The sequence below is a fragment of the Mesorhizobium sp. 113-1-2 genome (genome assembly GCF_016756475.1).
GTDB lineage: Bacteria > Pseudomonadota > Alphaproteobacteria > Rhizobiales > Rhizobiaceae > Mesorhizobium > Mesorhizobium loti_C.
In genome coordinates this window covers 325803-341574 of record NZ_AP023242.1, presented here as the reverse complement: position 1 = coordinate 341574, position 15772 = coordinate 325803, and the positions used below count along the sequence as shown (strand labels likewise).

The window sequence follows — 15772 nt, the reverse complement described above, 5'->3', positions numbered from 1 at the left end:
ACAAAAGCGCTTCAGAACGCCTTGCCGATACGGGCGTCGACCGAGTGACGGTTGCCGCCGCGAATGACGAAGAAGAGCAGGATCGCGGCCCACAAAAGCGACTTTTCGGCACCCGAAAAACCCTGGCCCATGGTGACCCAGTGGAACCAGACCGTCACCAGCAGCACGAACAGGCCGGCAAAGGCGGCCGGGCGCGTCAAAAACCCGATGGCGATGAAAATGCCGCCGAAAAACTCGGTGCAGGCCAGTAGCAACGACCACAAGGCGCCCGGATAGAAGCCGAGGCCTTCGACCATCTCGGCGGCACCGAAAGGATTGGTGATCTTTTGCGAGCCATGGATGGTGAGGAACGCGCCGGCGACGAGGCGCAGCACGGTTTCGCCGGCGTCATGCAGCGACGAATACAGGCGGCCAAGCGCGGGAATGATCAGTCTGCCGCGGGAAGCGTCGGTGGTTACGGACATCGTAGCTCCTGTCTGTGTGAACGTCCCCCCGCAAACGCCCGATGGCCTCCGTCAAGTCAAGTTAACAAAAGTTAACTTCCATAATCATGTTTATTATGTGTTGGACGAAACGCAGAAAACCCCGCCGAAGCGGGGTTTTCCGGGTGAGGTTCATGTCGAAACCAGGGTCCAACGAGGCGGCTGACCTGAGACGGTTCAGCGTGGCGTGAAGCAAGTACGCCCGCCCCAGCCCTGGACGCATCCGACAGAAGACACCGACCGGGCAACCCCGACCCGGACAGCCATTGGTCGTGCGCACGCGCGGGAAGGTTCACAAGGCGCGGAAAAATTCTTCGATTGCTTCAGGAAGAATAACGCTCGGCGAATTCGGAAATGCGCTGCACCACCGCCTTGGGCGCGGTGATGCCGCGCGCCTGTGCCTTCTCGGCGGCTTCCGCCCGGGCTCGGCCCGGCACATGCACGCCATAGCGGCGGCGCAGGCGGTCGAGCTGGTCCTTCATCCGCTGTTCGAAATCCGGATCGAGCAGCTTGGGCTCGACGGCAAGCACGAACAGGCCGGTTCCGGGGCTGTCCGGCCCGCCGCTGAACCATGGCGCGTCGAGCGACCAGTTGGCGCCCGACAGGCCGGCCGCCAGCACTTCGACCATCAGCGCGATGTTGGCGCCGCGCTGGCCGCCAAAGGCCAACATGGCGCCCTTCATGGCGGCCGCCGGGTCGGTGGTCGGGTTGCCGCTCGCATCCAGCGCCCAGCCTTCGGGGATTTTCTTGCCGTCTTCGGCCGCCTTGCGGATGTTGACGAAGGCGGTGGCGCTCGACGACTGGTCGATGACCAGCGGCGCGCCGTCGGCGGCGGGAGCGGCAAACGACATCGGATTGGTGCAGTAGACCGGCTTGACCGAGCCCGAGCCGGCCAGCACGGCCGGGCCGTTGGTCGCGGCGAAGGACACCAGCCCTTGTGCTGCCAACCTGCCGGTGAAATAGCCGAGCGCGCCGCACGTATAGGCGTTCTTCTGCGAGAAGATGGCGACGCCGAACAGTCTTGCCGCCTTGGCAAGGTCGTCGATCGTACGGTCGAAGCCGGTATGCGCCAGCCCGCCGCGTGCGTCGGAGAGATAGACCGCCAGGGCCGGCCTCGTGATCACCGGATCGGCATTGCCGTCGATGCGCCCGGCCTCCAGCGCCTCGAGATAATCGATGAAATGCGACAGGCCGACGCTCGAAAGCCCTTCCGCCTCGGCGGCGATGATCGATGCGGTGAGCGACTGCGCCGCCTCCTCATTGGCGCCGGCGCCGAGTGCTGCCATCCGGCACAGTCCTGTCGCTTGGTCGAGAGAGAGTTGCATCTGGACGCCTTGGTGAACAGTGAATGGTGAATAGTGAATGGCCGTCTTAGACGAGGGCGCGAAAATTGCGACCATTTACCACTTACTATTCACCGTTCACTAGCCGACCTTGACCGGAATCCGCGCCTCGATCCGGCTGAGGGCCAGGACCAGAATGCCGGTGATCGCCATATAGATCAACGCCAGCAGCAGCAAGGGCTCGTAGGTGAGGTAGGTGTCCTGCCGCACCTTGCCAGCGACGGCGAAGATATCGATGACGCTGATCGTCGCCACCAGCGGCGTCGACTTCAACTGCAGCACGGTCTCGCCGGTCAGCGTCGGCAGCGCGCGGTAGAAGGCCTGCGGCAGCCAGATGCGCCGGAAGATCTTCCAGCGGCTCATGCCGAAGGCGCGGGCGGCTTCCAGCTGTCCCTTGGGCACGCCGGCAAAGGCGCCGCGCATCACTTCGCCCTCGTAACCGGCGAAGGACAGGGTCAGTGCCAGAACGCCGTACGGCCAGGCCTGTCTGAGATAGGGCCACATCCAGGAGTCGCGGATCCACGGATATTGCGGGAACAGCGAGCCCAGCCCGTAATAGAGCAGCCATAATTGCAACAGCAGCGGCGTGCCGCGGATGATGGTGCAGAAGACTTTCGCCGGTGCCGCAACCCAGATCGAACCGGCGGCCTGCGCCAGCCCGACCGGCACGGCGATCAGGAAGCCGAGCGCGCAGGTGACGGCCAGGATCCACAGGGCGCGCCAGATGCCCATCAGGCCCATTTCCCAATATTGCGGCAGCCAGTCCCAGCGCATGAAAAAGGCGGCCGACAGCACCAGCCCGAGCGCGATCAGGATGAGGACGATGCGATGCGGCTGCAGCCAGAGCGAGGCGCGCGCCGCCGTGTTGATGATGGCTGCTTCGCCCGCCATCAGCGGGCCTCCTTGATCGAAGGCATGCCGCGCCGCGCCCATTTCTCGGCGCGGCCAAGCAGGAAGTTCGAAAACAGTGTCACCGCGAGATAGAGCACGCCGGCGGCGAGATAGAATATCAGATAGGCCTTGGTGACGCCTGCCGCCTGCCGTGTCGCCAGTGTCAGTTCGAAGAAGCCGACGACGGCCAGAAGCGCGGTGTCCTTGGTCGCGATCAGCCACAGATTGGCGAGACCTGGAATGGCAAAGGGCAGCATCGCCGGCAGCGTGATGCGCCGCAGGAGAAGGCCGGGAGACATGCCGAAGGCGCGGGCGGCTTCGATCTGGCCCTGCGGGATGGCCAGGATCGCGCCGCGCATGACCTCCGTCGAATAGGCGCCCTGGCAGAAGCCGAGCACGGCTATGCCGGCCACCAGCCCGCTAATATCGACACGCTGGTAACCGATCGCGGTCAGCACCTGGTTTATCAGGTCGGTGCCGGCATAATAGAGCAGCAGGATCAGCACCAGTTCCGGCACGGCGCGCACCACGGTGGTGTACACCGCGAGCAGGTCGCGCACGACCGGTCCGCCGTAAAGCTTGCCATAGGCACCGCAGATCCCGATGAGCAGGCCGACGATCGTGGCGCCGACGGCAATCTCCAGCGAATGCAGCAGCCCGAGCATGAGTGTGCCGCCCCAGCCGACGGGCGCGGGCGAGAGGAGTTCGATGATACCGGCCGCCGAGGCCGGAAGAAACGCGTCGATCAGCTTTGCCCCCGAATTGCTGGCTCTATCCGCCGACGGCAGCGGTCAGCGGCAAGCATGCGTGGGAAGGTGGGCATGGCGCCGCCGGCGCCATGCCCTTCGCTCAGGCGTAAGGGTCGTCAGTTCGACTGCGCGTCGGCACCGTAGATGTCGAAATCGAAGTACTTCTTCGAGATCGCGTCATATTTGCCGTTGGCGCGGATTGCCTTGATGCCGGCGTTGATCTTTTCCTTCAGCTCGGTGTCTTCCTTGCGCACGCCGGCGCCGACGCCCGGTCCGAGCACCTCGAGATCCGGAGCCACCATGCCCTTCAGGTCGCAGCAGGCTTTGCCCTGGTCTGACTTGAGGAATTCCCCGAGCGCGATGGAATCGGCCTGCACCGCGTCGAGGCGGCCGGCAGCGAGATCCTGGTTGGCCTCGTCCTGGGTCTGGTATTCCTTGATTTCGGACGCCGTGGCGCCGAAATGCTTCTTGGCGTAGACGGCGTGTACCGTCGACACCTGGACGCCGAGCACCTTGCCCTTGAGGTCGTCAGGCGAGGCGCCGAACTTCTGGTCCTTCGGTCCGATGATCGCCGTCGGCGTGTTGTAGTACTTGTCCGAGAAGTCGATCGTCTTCTTGCGTTCGTCGGTGATCGACATCGACGAGACGATGAGGTCGATCTTCTTGGTGGTCAGCGCCGGGATGATGCCGTCCCAGGCGACAGGCGTGATGACGCAGTCGAGTTTCTCCTCGGCGCACACGGCGTCGATGAACTCGATCTCCCAGCCGACCCATTTGCCCGAAGCGTCCGGCGAGGTGAAGGGCGGATAGGGCTCGGCGGCGACGCCGATCTTGACCGGATCGGCCTTGGCCACGCCCATGGCGGCAACGCCGAGCAGCAGTGCCGCGGCGAATGTCTTCAGAACAGTCTTCATTTCAAACTCCCAGTTTGTTGTTCGTTCCCGGTTTTCTTCCGTCCCGGCCTGTCCCTAGCCGATGTTGCGGATGAACTGCTTGAGCCTTTCGGATTTCGGTGCGCCGAAGATCTGCTCCGGCGGGCCTTCTTCCTCGACCAGCCCGTTGTAGAGATAGACGACGTGGGTCGCGACCTCGCGGGCAAACTTCATCTCATGGGTGACCAGCACCATGGTGCGGCCTTCACGCGCCAGATCGCCGATCACCTTCAGCACCTCGCCGACCAGTTCGGGGTCGAGCGCCGAGGTCGGCTCGTCGAACAGCATGACACGCGGATTGATGGCAAGCGCGCGGGCGATCGCGGCGCGCTGCTGCTGGCCACCCGACAGGTAGGCGGGGTAGACGTCGCGCTTCTCGGCGAGCCCGACGCGCGCCAGCAGCTTTTCGGCCTGGGCGATCGCCTCGTCGCGCTTGACGCCGAGCACATGCACGGGAACCTCGATGACGTTTTCGATCAGCGTCATGTGGCTCCACAGGTTGAAGTTCTGGAACACCATGCCGAGCTTGGAGCGGATGCGCTCGATCTGCCTGCGGTCGGCCGGAACAGTGTGGCCATGGCTGTCCGCCTTGAGCTTGATCTCCTCGCCATTGACGCGGATGATGCCGCTGGTCGGATTTTCCAGGCAGTTGATGCAACGCAGCAGCGTCGATTTGCCCGAACCCGAGCCGCCGATGATGGCGATCACCTCGCCGTCGCGAGCCGACAGCGACACGCCCTTCAGCACATGCAACTGGCCGAATTTCTTGTGCAGGTTTTCGACATGGATGGCTTCGGCGGCGCCGTTCTGCGCCTTGCCGGATTGTGCTGCGGCAGCTTCCACCGCGCTCACCGGCTGGCCTCTGCATCGTCGGCGGCAGTTCGTCGAACGTCTATCCAGCTAATCAACATATACGCTGTACTGCCCCGCTCCAGACTTCAGCATGGACCCAACGGCGCGAGCCCGTCAATCCCGCTCATTACGGCACTTGCGAGCTTGTTGTGCAAGTGTATAAATAGCCTCCCATGAAATTTTTTCGATTTTTTTCAGCTAAAAAGGGCCTCGATGAGCGCTTTCGGATCACAGTCCATGGCTGCGCCGCTGCGACGCGTGCTGATGCGGTCGGCAGCCAACGCCATGCGCAACGCCGACAGAGATGCCTGGCACTATGGCCCAGGATTCAATCCGGCGAAAGCAGCATCGCAGCACGCGCTCCTTGCTGAACTGGTGGCGGCTTCCGGTGCCGAAATCGAATGGATCGAGGACAAGGCCGATGGACTTTCGGATTCGGTGTTCACGCACGACCCATCGCTGATGACCGACCGCGGCGCGCTGATTCTGTCTATGGGCAAGCCTTTGCGAGCCGGCGAGCCCTCGCTGCATGAGGAGACCTATAGAAGACTGGGCATTCCGATCCTCGGCCGCGTCGAGGCCCCTGGCCAGGTCGAAGGCGGTGATTGTGTCTGGCTGGATGCCCGCACGCTGGTGATCGGGCGCGGTGTCCGCTCCAACCAGGAAGGCATCCAGCAGCTTTCCAACCTGCTGACGCCGCTGGGCATTTCCGTCTACGGCTTTGACCTGCCTCTGTGGCAGGGCGAAGAGGCGTGCCTGCATCTGATGTCGGTGATCAGCCCGCTGGCCGACGACCTCGCACTGGTCTATTCACCGCTTTTGCCGGCCCCGTTCTATCAGATGCTGAAGGCACGGGGCATCCGGCTGGTCGAAGGCGACGCCGAAGAGTTCGCGGCTTCCAACGGCCTCAGCCTGAATGTGCTGCCGACCAGCCCACACAAGGTCATTGCCGTTGCAGGCTTTCCAAAGACGAAGGCCGCGATGGAAGCCGCCGGCTGCACGGTCGAAATCTTCGAGGCGGATGCGCTCTGCATCGCCTGCGAGGGTGGGCCGACATGCCTGACGCGGCCGATCCTGCGCCAATGAATGCGCCAACCCGCCGCAGGTTCCGCCGCGAGGGCGAGGAGCGGCGGCGGCAGGATTTGATCGAGGCCACTCTGGACAGCGTGGCCGAACGTGGCCTGCAGGGCGCCACCTTGCGCACCATCGCCTTGCGTGCCGGCGTCACCGCCGGGCTGATCCGGCACTATTTCCCCGGCAAGGAAGAATTGCTGCAGGAAGCCTATATGGCGCTGATGGGCCGCATGACCGAGCAGGCGAAAGCGGCGTTGGTCATGGAAGATGCCTCGCCACGCCAGCGCCTTGCGGCTTTCGTCACCGCCAACCTCAACGTGCCGATCATCGACACGCGGGTGTTTTCGCTCTGGGCAACCTTCATCGGCCGCGCCGGTGCGGATCCGACGCTCGCTCGTGCCCACCGCGAAGGCTACCTTGGCTTTCGCAACGAGGTGGAAGCGGTTGTGGCCGAGGTGCTTGCCGCCGAACGGCGCACGCCGGACGCAAGCCAATTGCGCCACCATGCCATTGCGATCAATGCGATCATCGACGGACTCTGGATTGAAGGCTGTCTGGCCGGCGAGATGTTCTCGCCTGGCGAATTGGCGGCGATTGGCATCAAGACTATCGAGGCCGAACTCGGCCTCGCGCCGGAAAGGGAAAATAATAAATGACGACGCTCGGCGAAGCCCTCATCACCCTGCTCGAAGCGCATGGCGTCGACACCGTCTTCGGCATTCCGGGCGTCCACACGGTCGAGCTCTACCGTGGCCTGGCGCGCTCGAAAATCCGCCACGTCACGCCGCGCCACGAACAGGGCGCCGGCTTCATGGCCGACGGCTATGCTCGCGCCAGCGGCAGGCCGGGCGTCGCCTTTGTCATCACCGGGCCGGGGCTGACCAACACCATCACCGCCATGGGTCAGGCGCGCGCCGATTCGGTGCCGATGCTGGTGATTTCGGGCGTCAACGCCATGCCGACGCTGGGCAAGGGGCTGGGCTTCCTGCATGAGCTGCCGGACCAGCGCGGCATGATGGAAAAGGTGGCGCTGTTGTCGTTGCGCGTCACCGAGGCCAGCGAATTGCCGGGCGCGCTGGCGCAGGCCTTCGCGCTGTTTTCATCCTCGCGACCGGGTCCGGTGCACATCGAGATTCCGACCGATGTCATGGTCAAGCCGGCGGACGATATCGTTGCGCTTCTGAGCAACGCGGCACCGCCGGCGCCGGATGGCGCGGCAATTGCGCGTGCCGCCAAACTTGTCGCCGCGGCGCGCCGTCCATTGATCCTCGCCGGCGGCGGTGCCAAGGGTGCCGAAGCACCCTTGCGGCGTCTGGCCGAGACACTTGGTGCGCCGGTTGTCGAGACCACCAATGCGCGCGGACTGCTGCATCGCCACCCGCTCTGCGTGCCGGCAAGCCCAAGCCTGAAGGCGGTTCGCGCGCTGATGGCCGCGGCCGATCTGGTGATTGCCGCCGGCACCGAATTCGGCCCGACCGATTATGACGGCTATGGCGACGGCGGCTTTGTGCTGCCTTCCAACCTGATTCGCATCGACATCGGCGCCGATCAGCTCGCGCGCCGCCCTGTGACGGTTGGCATCCAGGCCGACTGCACCGAGGCGATCGAAGCCTTGCTGGCCGCGATCGGCCCCGCCCATGCTGCCGCGCCAGACGGTGAGGCACGCGCCGCCGTGGCACGGAAGGCGGCGTTCGCCGAACTCAGCCCGGCCTACGTGGCGCAGGTGCATGCCGTCGAGATGATCCGCGATACGCTGCCGGGCGCGATCATTGTCGGCGATTCGACGCAGCCGATCTACGCCGCGAATCTCTACTACGACCACGACCGGCCGGCCGGCTGGTTCAATGCCGCCACCGGCTTCGGCGCACTTGGCTATGGCCCGCCGGCGGCGATCGGCGCCGCCCTTGCCATGCCCGATGTGCCGGTCGTCTGCCTGACCGGCGACGGCGGCTTCCAGTTCACATTGCCGGAACTGGGTGTCGCACTTGATTCCGACGCGCCGGTCGTCTTCGTGGTCTGGAACAACAGGGGTTATCGCGAGATCGAGACCTCGATGCTCGATGTCGGCGTCGAACCCGTCGGCGTCTCGCCGGCGCCGCCGGATTTCTGCAAGCTGGCCGAAGCCTATGGCATATCAGCCGAACGGCTGGCCGAGATCGACGCCTTGCCGCAAGCCCTGAAGCGCGCCAGGGCAACCGGAATGCCCTGCGTCATCGAAATCGCGGTCGATTGAAGCCTGCAGGCAAGCGTTGATTGTCCAACCTGCGTCGGACCTTTTGCCGGCTCGGCTATTGTGCCGCGACAGCCGCACGGCTGACGGCATCGCCACAATATGCGTTCTGACTCATGCAAAGACGTGACGGCTGCTATGTCGAGATATCAGTTGAGTGATCGCCAGAAAGGCGCGACGCTTCGCGTCGGCGGGGCGCAACAAGCGACAAAATCATAAAAATACGACAGGAGCGGTCCAGGATGACGGAAACACTTCAAGGCAGACATATCGTTGTGACCGGTGGAACCGGCGCGCTCGGTGGTGCGGTGGTTGGCCGGCTGCTGGAACAGGGCGCGATCTGCCATGTGCCGAATGCGCACGCCGCGGCACCCCAGCATTTTCCTTTCGCCGCGCACGACAATGTCAAGCTGGCGCACAATGTCGACCTGTCGGACTCCGCCAAGGTTGAAAGCTTCTATGCCCAGGTTCCTGCCTTGTGGGGATCGATCCATCTGGCCGGCGGTTTCGCCATGGCGCCGGTGGAAAAGATCGAATCGGCGTCCTTTGCCGAGATGATGGACACCAACGCCCGCACCACCTTCCTATGCAGCCGCGCCGCCATCCGCTCGATGCTGGCGTCGGGCACATCAGGCCGTATCGTCAATGTGACCGCGCGCGCGGGCCTCGACCCAAGGCGCGGCGCCGGCATGGTCGCCTACACGGCCAGCAAGGCGGCGGTCGCCGCCATGACGGTGGCGATGGCCGAAGAGCTCAAGGCCAAGGGCATCCTGGTCAATGCCGTGGCGCCGTCGACGCTCGACACGCCGGCAAACCGCGCCGACATGCCGGATGCCGATTTCACCAAATGGGTCAGCCTCGAAGCGGCGGCTGAAGCCATCGCCTATCTCGCCTCGCCGGCCAACCAGGCGATGAGCGGAACGCTGGTGCCGCTCTACGGCCGGGCGTAGCCGCGCCCATCGACCTGGCTTTCGCCAAAAGTCGACCTGGCATTCGCCAAAGAAAAACCCCGCCGGATCGCTCCGGCGGGGTTTTGTTTTCGAGATCACGCGAAGGACTTCGCGTTGCGAAGGACTTAGTTGCCCTGCTTCTTCAGCGCGGCACCCAGGATATCGCCCAGCGAAGCGCCGGAGTCGGTCGAGCCGTACTGAGCGACCGCTTCCTTCTCTTCGGCGATTTCCAGCGCCTTGATCGAGACCTGCAGCTTGCGGGTCTTCTTGTCGAAGGCGATGACGCGGGCGTCGACCTTCTGGCCGACAGTGAAGCGCTCGGGGCGCTGCTCGTCGCGGTCGCGGCTCAGGTCGGAGCGCTTGATGAAGGTCTCGATGCCGCTGTCGACCAGCCGCACTTCCAGACCGCCATCCTTGACGCCGATGACTTCGCAGGTGACGACGGCGTTCTTGCGCAGTTCGCCCGAAGTCGCTGCTTCGCCGACCGTGTCGCGGGCCAGCTGCTTGATGCCGAGCGAGATGCGCTCCTTCTCTATGTCGACGTCGAGCACCTGCGCCTTGACCATGTCGCCGCGATTGTACTCTTCGATGACCTGCTCGCCCGGACGGGTCCAGTCGAGGTCGGAGAGGTGCACCATGCCGTCCACGTCGCCTTCGAGGCCGATGAACAGGCCGAACTCGGTCTTGTTCTTAACCTCGCCCTCGACCTGGCTGCCGACCGGATGGCTGCGCGCGAAGGCTTCCCACGGATTCTCAAGCGTCTGCTTGAGGCCGAGCGAGATGCGGCGCTTGGCCGGATCGACCTCGAGCACCACCACGTCGACTTCCTGGGTCGTCGACAGGATCTTGCCGGGATGCACGTTCTTCTTGGTCCACGACATTTCCGAAACGTGGATGAGGCCTTCGATGCCCGGCTCCAGCTCGACGAACGCGCCGTAGTCGGTGATGTTGGTGACGGTACCCTTGATCTTCTTGCCGATCGGGAACTTGGTGCCGATCTCGGACCACGGATCGCTCTCGAGCTGCTTCATGCCGAGCGAGATGCGGTGGGTTTCCTGGTTGATGCGGATGATCTGCACCTTGACCGTCTGACCGATGTTGAGGATTTCGGTCGGATGGTTGACGCGGCGCCAGGCCATGTCGGTGACATGCAGCAGGCCGTCGATGCCGCCGAGGTCGACGAACGCACCGTAATCGGTGATGTTCTTGACGACGCCTTCGACAACCTGGCCTTCTTCGAGGTTCTGCACGATTTCCGAACGCTGTTCGGCGCGGCTCTCCTCGAGCACGGTGCGGCGCGACACCACGATGTTGCCGCGGCGGCGATCCATCTTGAGGATCTCGAAGGGCTGCGGGTTGTGCATCAGCGGGGAAACGTCGCGGATCGGGCGGATATCGACCTGGCTGCGCGGCAGGAAGGCCACGGCGCCGTCGAGGTCGACGGTGAAGCCGCCCTTGACCTGGTTGAAGATGACGCCTTCGACGCGCTCACCCTTGGTGAATTTCTCTTCGAGACGGACCCAGCTCTCTTCGCGGCGGGCCTTTTCACGGGAAAGCATCGCTTCGCCAAGCGCGTTCTCGATGCGCTCGACATAGACTTCGACGGTGTCACCGACCTTGAGGGTGGTGTCCTTGCCCTTGACGCCGAATTCCTTCAGCGGCACGCGGCCTTCGACCTTGAGGCCGACGTCGATGATGGCCATGTCTTTTTCAATGGCGGTGATGATGCCCTTGACGACCTGGCCTTCGCCGGAATGGCCGGCGGTAAAAGATTCTTCGAGCAGGCTCGCGAAATCATCGCGAGTGGGATTTGCAGCTGACATATTTTCTCCTGGAGTGCCCCGCATCTCTGAGCGGGACGGGCGCCGTGGGTTAGCGTTGCGTTGGCCTGCCGGCGTTCCGGGCTTTAAAAGCCCTGGGCCGCTTTCTAAGCGGCAATTCCGGCGCATGAAGAATGCTGGCAGGCTGGTTCGTGCCCGATATGGGTATTTTCTGCGCTTCCGGCAACGGAAATGCGGAGAAAACCCGGATCAGGCCTTGTTCCTCCTGGCCAGCGCGTCGTCGATGATCGCCATGGCCGCGAGAAACGCGGCTTCTATAGCCATTTCGCTGGTATCAAGCAAGTGCGCGTCGGCGGCCGGCTTCAAGGGCGAGTCGGCGCGGCCCATGTCGCGCTCGTCGCGGCGCACGATATCGGCGAGGATTTCGGCGAAATTGGCGGTGCCGCCGATGCTTTCGATCTCGGCCAGCCGGCGCCTGGCGCGCACCTCCGCACTCGCCGTCACATAGAGTTTGATGTCGGCATCGGGGCAGACGACAGTGCCGATGTCACGACCGTCCAGCACCGCGCCCGGCGGCGTCCTGGCAAAGTCGCGTTGCTTTTCCACGAGAATGCGCCGCACCGTCGGATACACCGCGACCTTCGAGGCTGCCTCGCCGACGGCGTGTGCCGACAGCACCGCCCGGTCGAGCTTGGCCAGATCGACCTGGCGCGCCGCGGTTTCGGCGGCCGAGACATTGTCGAGCGGCAGCGCGTGCTGGATCAGCGCATAGGCCACCGCGCGATAGGTGAGGCCGGTGTCGAGCAGGTTCAGCCGGTAGTGGTCGGCGAGCCGACGGGCGAGCGTGCCCTTGCCGGCGCCGGCGGGCCCGTCGATGGCGATGGTGAAGACGTGGGTCATTGGCGGGCCAGCGAAAGGGTTGGGCGCCGAGATCCTTCACGCCCCTCTCTGTCCTGACGGACATCTCCCCCACGAGGGGGGGGATCGGCCGTTATCGCGGCCTTAGCCAATTGTCTCCGTTGCAGCATTGAGCGAAGCGCCAAAGCTGCCAATCTCCCCCCAAGTGGGGGAGATGTCCGGCAGGACAGAGGGGGGCGCTGGCCCGCCAACGTGCCAAGGCTATTGGTTGCCACGCCCGTCACTCAATCTCCGCGCCCAACCCGGTCATCAGCCCCATGAACTCCGGAAAGCTCGTCGCGATCATCGCCTGGTCATCGATGGTCACCGGCTTCTCTGTCGCCAGTCCCATCACCAGAAAGCTCATGGCGATGCGGTGGTCGAGATGCGTCTTCACGGTGGTGTCCAGACCATTGGGATGCCTGCCCAGCCCCTTGCCGCCCGGCCTGCCGCGCACGGCAAGGGACGCCTCGCCTTCGGTGCAGTCGACGCCGTTGAGCTTCAGCCCGTTGGCGACGGCCGACAGCCGGTCGGATTCCTTCACGCGCAATTCTTCCAGCCCTTGCATCAGCGTCTCGCCCTCGGCGAAGCTCGCGGCGACAGCCAGCACCGGATACTCGTCGATCATCGACGGCGCCCGTTCGGGCGGCACGGCAACGCCCTTGAGCTCGGAATAACGCACGCGCAGGTCGGCGACATCTTCGCCGCCGGCATTGCGCGGGTTCAAGATGTCGATCTGGCCACCCATTTCCTGCAGCGTCAAAAGCAACCCGGTGCGGGTCGGGTTCATAAGCACGTTTTCGATCACGATGTCGGAACCCGGCACGATCAGCGCCGCGACCAGCGGGAAGCCGGCCGAGGACGGGTCGCCAGGCACGGCGATCGTCTGGCCGGTCAGCCTGCCCTGGCCTTCGATGAAGATGTGACGCACGCCGCGTTCGTCGGTCTCGACCGACAGATTGGCGCCAAAACCTTTGAGCATCTTTTCGGTGTGGTCGCGCGTCATGACCGGTTCGATCACGGTGGTAATGCCCGGCGTGTTGAGGCCGGCGAGCAGCACCGCTGACTTCACTTGCGCCGAGGCCATCGGCACGCGGTAGGTGATCGGGGCGGCGTGCTTGGGGCCATGCAGCGTGATCGGCATACGGTCGCCGGGCGTCGCCTTCAGCACCTGTACGCCCATCTGGCGCAGCGGCTCGAGCACGCGGCCCATCGGCCGACCGGACAGCGAGGCGTCGCCGATGAAGGTGGTTTCCATGTCATAGGTGCCGACGAGACCCATGGTCAGCCGCGAGCCGGTGCCGGCATTGCCAAAGTCGAGCGGGCCTTCCGGCTGCAGCAGCGCACCGTTGCCGGTGCCACGGATCACCCATTCGGCACCGCGCTTTTCAATGTGCGCGCCCATCGCCTTCATGGCCGCGCCCGTGCGCATCACATCCTCGCCCTCGAGCAGGCCGGTGATGCGGGTTTCGCCGGAGGCGAGACCGCCGAACATGAAGGAGCGATGCGAGATCGACTTGTCGCCCGGCACGCGGGCGGTGCCGGAAAGGGCTTGAGATTTGCGGGCGGTGGCCGGCTTGGCAGCGGCGGCGTGAGACATGGAATTTCCCTGGACGGAATGCCGGCGGGCCGGCGCTTTTCATTTGTTGCGGCGGTCTCGTATCACGGCGGGGCGAAATGGTCATCCCCATGGTCGTCACTTGGCGCGAGGCCTTTCAGGACTTGGTTTTGTGACGCCGGCTTTTGGCTTTGACAGCGCCGCAAACAGTGGTTAAGGGGACCACTCTTTTATTCACGAGGCTTGCCGTGGCAAAAACCGAACTTGGCACAAAGCGTATCGACCCCGAGACGGGTCGAAAATTCTACGACCTGAACAAGGACCCGATCGTCTCGCCCTACACCGGCAAGACCTATCCGCGTTCCTATTTCGAGGAAGGCAAGATCGCCGCCCTCGAGGAGGAAGAGGAAGTGGCCGAGAAGGAAGTGGACGCCGAGGACGAAGAGGGCGTTGAAGTCGTCTCGCTCGAAGAGGCCGACGAGGACGTCAAGGGCGACGACCTGCCGGATCTCGGCGATGACGAGGACGTTGATCTCGGCGACGAGGAGGATGACACTTTCCTTGCCGATGAAGAAGAAGAAGACGACGACGTTGCCGACATGATCGGCGTCGGCGATGACGACGACGAGGTCTGATCGACCCGGAACGCCAGCGTTTGCAGGCTTTCTCGGCCTGTGAACAAAAAGCCGATATTCAAGGCTTGATATCTTGGAAAGGCGGGGTTAGAAGCCGCCTGCACGTACGGCGCGGTGTTCCAACCCGCGCTGATCTCTTCGCCGGAAACGGCGCCGGCTGACTGCCGGGAGTGGGGCCATAGCTCAGTTGGGAGAGCGCTTGAATGGCATTCAAGAGGTCGTCGGTTCGATTCCGATTGGCTCCACCAAACAGTCTCTTCGGGTCTGCCAACGACAAGCGTCGACGGGCCTGCCCTGCGACAAATCCTCGAAGAAACGCCGCCAGTGACAGCCCAGGCCTCGGTGATGTCGGTCTCACCGAACTGGCCCCGGCGGTCCTTTCACCAAGGGAACGCGCGCGCTTCGAGACCATGGGCGGACAGGCGAGACAGGATTTCTTTTTTCACGCTGTGGACGCTCAAGGAAGCCTATGTGAAAGCGCGCGGCGTGAGCCTCTCCTTGCCGGTGAAGAAGCTTGAACTGGACCTGGAGGTCTCTCCGCCCATTGCCCATTTCGGCGACGAGATCGATGACGATGCCTCGCGTTGGGCATTCCGCAGCCTGCGTCTGACAGACCGGCACATTGTCGGCATCGCTGCCGCCATGCCCGATGGCGAACTTGAGATCGTGCCGAGGCGGACACGGGCCATCAATCCGTCTTTGCATGTCTGATCGTATCGCTTCAGCCGAGCAGCTCGGCGGCGACTTCGAGCGTGTTGCGGAACGACGTTTCGATGTGGTGCTCCATCGCCTGCGCGGCGCCTTCGGCGTCGTGGCGCTTCAGCGCGTCGAGAATGGCCCCGTGCTGCTCAATCGTCTGTTCGCCATAGCCGGGCTTCGGGATGACGAGGTAGCGGCCCCGATCCATCTGCGCCTTGGAGATGTCGACGGCGCGCCAGATTTTCGGCAGGCCGCAGATTTCGGCGATGCTGCGGTGGAAGACGTCGTCGAGCTGGATGGCGGTGGCATATCTGCCGCGCGATATGGCAAGGCGGTGCGCCGCCATATTATCCTCCAGAAGTTCGCCGGCCGACGGCGTGAATTTGACGGCCGCGCGCCTGGCGCTCTCCATCTCCAGGGCACGGCGGATGACATAGGCTTCTTCCAGGTCGACACGATTGATCGGCGCGACATAGGTGCCGGTCTGCGCCAAGATGGTCACGAGGCCCTCGTCACTGATGCGCTTGACCGCTTCGCGCACCGGTGTGCGCGAGACACCAAGGGCTTCGGCGATGGCCACCTCGTTGATGACTTCCCCCGGCTTCATCTGTCCGATGACAATCAGATTGCGGATCTTGTGGTAGATCTGATCGCGGAGCGGAAACGCCCGATTGAGTGTCGAAGGGTCCAGGTCCATGG

At 63.9% G+C, this 15772-nt stretch carries 16 protein-coding genes and 1 tRNA gene; 7 read left to right on the top strand and 10 right to left on the bottom strand.

Annotated features, from left to right (window positions below; genetic code table 11):
- Window positions 1-11: 11 nt before the first annotated feature.
- From JN279_RS01560 to JN279_RS01535, 6 genes are all read right to left on the bottom strand, one after another.
- The gene (locus tag JN279_RS01560) at window positions 12-464 is read right to left on the bottom strand and encodes a DoxX family protein (protein WP_096452921.1); all 453 of its coding nucleotides are present in this window, start codon (window positions 462-464) and stop codon (window positions 12-14) included.
- A gap of 341 nt (window positions 465-805) precedes the next feature.
- Window positions 806-1807 carry an Ldh family oxidoreductase gene (locus tag JN279_RS01555; protein ID WP_096452922.1) on the bottom strand — a complete coding sequence of 334 codons (1002 nt, stop codon included), beginning with the start codon at window positions 1805-1807 and terminating at the stop codon, window positions 806-808.
- 99 nt (window positions 1808-1906) lie between these two features.
- On the bottom strand, window positions 1907-2716 hold the full coding sequence (locus JN279_RS01550) for an ABC transporter permease (RefSeq protein WP_096458389.1): 810 nt from the start codon (window positions 2714-2716) through the stop codon (window positions 1907-1909).
- Window positions 2716-3381: an ABC transporter permease gene (locus tag JN279_RS01545; protein ID WP_096452923.1), complete on the bottom strand. Its 666-nt coding sequence runs from the start codon at window positions 3379-3381 to the stop codon at window positions 2716-2718. Before JN279_RS01545 ends, JN279_RS01550 begins: the two co-directional genes overlap by 1 nt.
- 200 nt (window positions 3382-3581) lie before the next feature.
- Window positions 3582-4379 carry a transporter substrate-binding domain-containing protein gene (locus JN279_RS01540; protein WP_096452924.1) on the bottom strand — a complete coding sequence of 266 codons (798 nt, stop codon included), beginning with the start codon at window positions 4377-4379 and terminating at the stop codon, window positions 3582-3584.
- Window positions 4380-4433: 54 nt separating this feature from the next.
- A complete protein-coding gene (locus tag JN279_RS01535; RefSeq protein WP_096452925.1) occupies window positions 4434-5249 on the bottom strand; it encodes an ABC transporter ATP-binding protein in 816 nt (271 codons plus the stop codon).
- Window positions 5250-5462: 213 nt separating this feature from the next.
- Here JN279_RS01535 and JN279_RS01530 point away from each other — a divergent pair, with 213 nt between their 5' ends.
- From JN279_RS01530 to JN279_RS01515, 4 genes are all read left to right on the top strand, one after another.
- Window positions 5463-6335 carry a dimethylarginine dimethylaminohydrolase family protein gene (locus tag JN279_RS01530; RefSeq protein ID WP_096452926.1) on the top strand — a complete coding sequence of 291 codons (873 nt, stop codon included), beginning with the start codon at window positions 5463-5465 and terminating at the stop codon, window positions 6333-6335.
- Window positions 6332-6979, top strand: coding sequence for a TetR family transcriptional regulator C-terminal domain-containing protein (locus JN279_RS01525; protein ID WP_244734358.1), 648 nt, complete (start codon window positions 6332-6334; stop codon window positions 6977-6979). Before JN279_RS01530 ends, JN279_RS01525 begins: the two co-directional genes overlap by 4 nt.
- A complete protein-coding gene (locus JN279_RS01520; RefSeq protein ID WP_096452927.1) occupies window positions 6976-8556 on the top strand; it encodes a 5-guanidino-2-oxopentanoate decarboxylase in 1581 nt (526 codons plus the stop codon). Before JN279_RS01525 ends, JN279_RS01520 begins: the two co-directional genes overlap by 4 nt.
- Window positions 8557-8795: 239 nt before the next feature.
- Window positions 8796-9503: an SDR family NAD(P)-dependent oxidoreductase gene (locus tag JN279_RS01515; RefSeq protein WP_096452928.1), complete on the top strand. Its 708-nt coding sequence runs from the start codon at window positions 8796-8798 to the stop codon at window positions 9501-9503.
- A gap of 125 nt (window positions 9504-9628) precedes the next feature.
- Here JN279_RS01515 and rpsA read toward each other — a convergent pair whose 3' ends face one another.
- From rpsA to aroA, 3 genes are all read right to left on the bottom strand, one after another.
- The gene (gene rpsA / locus JN279_RS01510; RefSeq protein WP_096452929.1) at window positions 9629-11326 is read right to left on the bottom strand and encodes a 30S ribosomal protein S1; all 1698 of its coding nucleotides are present in this window, start codon (window positions 11324-11326) and stop codon (window positions 9629-9631) included.
- 207 nt (window positions 11327-11533) lie between these two features.
- Window positions 11534-12184, bottom strand: coding sequence for a (d)CMP kinase (gene cmk / locus JN279_RS01505; protein WP_202351819.1), 651 nt, complete (start codon window positions 12182-12184; stop codon window positions 11534-11536).
- A gap of 238 nt (window positions 12185-12422) precedes the next feature.
- A complete protein-coding gene (aroA, locus tag JN279_RS01500; protein WP_202351818.1) occupies window positions 12423-13781 on the bottom strand; it encodes a 3-phosphoshikimate 1-carboxyvinyltransferase in 1359 nt (452 codons plus the stop codon).
- A 206-nt stretch (window positions 13782-13987) separates the two neighbouring features.
- Between aroA and JN279_RS01495 the strand changes: the two genes are divergently transcribed.
- The 3 genes from JN279_RS01495 (at window position 13988) to JN279_RS01485 (ending at window position 15085) form a co-directional block, all read left to right on the top strand.
- Window positions 13988-14374: a TIGR02300 family protein gene (locus tag JN279_RS01495; protein WP_095200844.1), complete on the top strand. Its 387-nt coding sequence runs from the start codon at window positions 13988-13990 to the stop codon at window positions 14372-14374.
- Between the two features lie 172 nt (window positions 14375-14546).
- Window positions 14547-14622 (top strand) — tRNA-Ala (locus JN279_RS01490).
- A 97-nt stretch (window positions 14623-14719) separates the two neighbouring features.
- A complete protein-coding gene (locus JN279_RS01485; RefSeq protein WP_244734679.1) occupies window positions 14720-15085 on the top strand; it encodes a 4'-phosphopantetheinyl transferase family protein in 366 nt (121 codons plus the stop codon).
- A gap of 10 nt (window positions 15086-15095) precedes the next feature.
- Here the strand turns inward: JN279_RS01485 and JN279_RS01480 are convergent, their stop codons facing one another.
- Window positions 15096-15770: a GntR family transcriptional regulator gene (locus tag JN279_RS01480; RefSeq protein WP_096452933.1), complete on the bottom strand. Its 675-nt coding sequence runs from the start codon at window positions 15768-15770 to the stop codon at window positions 15096-15098.
- Between the last annotated feature and the right edge of the window lie 2 nt (window positions 15771-15772).

Coding starts and splice junctions, on each gene's coding strand:
- JN279_RS01560 (WP_096452921.1), bottom strand. CDS start 464: ATGTCCGTAACCACCGACGCTTCCCGCGGCAGACTGATCATTCCCGCG.
- JN279_RS01555 (WP_096452922.1), bottom strand. CDS start 1,807: ATGCAACTCTCTCTCGACCAAGCGACAGGACTGTGCCGGATGGCAGCA.
- JN279_RS01550 (WP_096458389.1), bottom strand. CDS start 2,716: ATGGCGGGCGAAGCAGCCATCATCAACACGGCGGCGCGCGCCTCGCTC.
- JN279_RS01545 (WP_096452923.1), bottom strand. CDS start 3,381: ATGCTCGGGCTGCTGCATTCGCTGGAGATTGCCGTCGGCGCCACGATC.
- JN279_RS01540 (WP_096452924.1), bottom strand. CDS start 4,379: ATGAAGACTGTTCTGAAGACATTCGCCGCGGCACTGCTGCTCGGCGTT.
- JN279_RS01530 (WP_096452926.1), top strand. CDS start 5,463: ATGAGCGCTTTCGGATCACAGTCCATGGCTGCGCCGCTGCGACGCGTG.
- JN279_RS01525 (WP_244734358.1), top strand. CDS start 6,332: ATGAATGCGCCAACCCGCCGCAGGTTCCGCCGCGAGGGCGAGGAGCGG.
- JN279_RS01520 (WP_096452927.1), top strand. CDS start 6,976: ATGACGACGCTCGGCGAAGCCCTCATCACCCTGCTCGAAGCGCATGGC.
- JN279_RS01515 (WP_096452928.1), top strand. CDS start 8,796: ATGACGGAAACACTTCAAGGCAGACATATCGTTGTGACCGGTGGAACC.
- rpsA (WP_096452929.1), bottom strand. CDS start 11,326: ATGTCAGCTGCAAATCCCACTCGCGATGATTTCGCGAGCCTGCTCGAA.
- cmk (WP_202351819.1), bottom strand. CDS start 12,184: ATGACCCACGTCTTCACCATCGCCATCGACGGGCCCGCCGGCGCCGGC.
- aroA (WP_202351818.1), bottom strand. CDS start 13,781: ATGTCTCACGCCGCCGCTGCCAAGCCGGCCACCGCCCGCAAATCTCAA.
- JN279_RS01485 (WP_244734679.1), top strand. CDS start 14,720: ATGTCGGTCTCACCGAACTGGCCCCGGCGGTCCTTTCACCAAGGGAAC.
- JN279_RS01480 (WP_096452933.1), bottom strand. CDS start 15,770: ATGGACCTGGACCCTTCGACACTCAATCGGGCGTTTCCGCTCCGCGAT.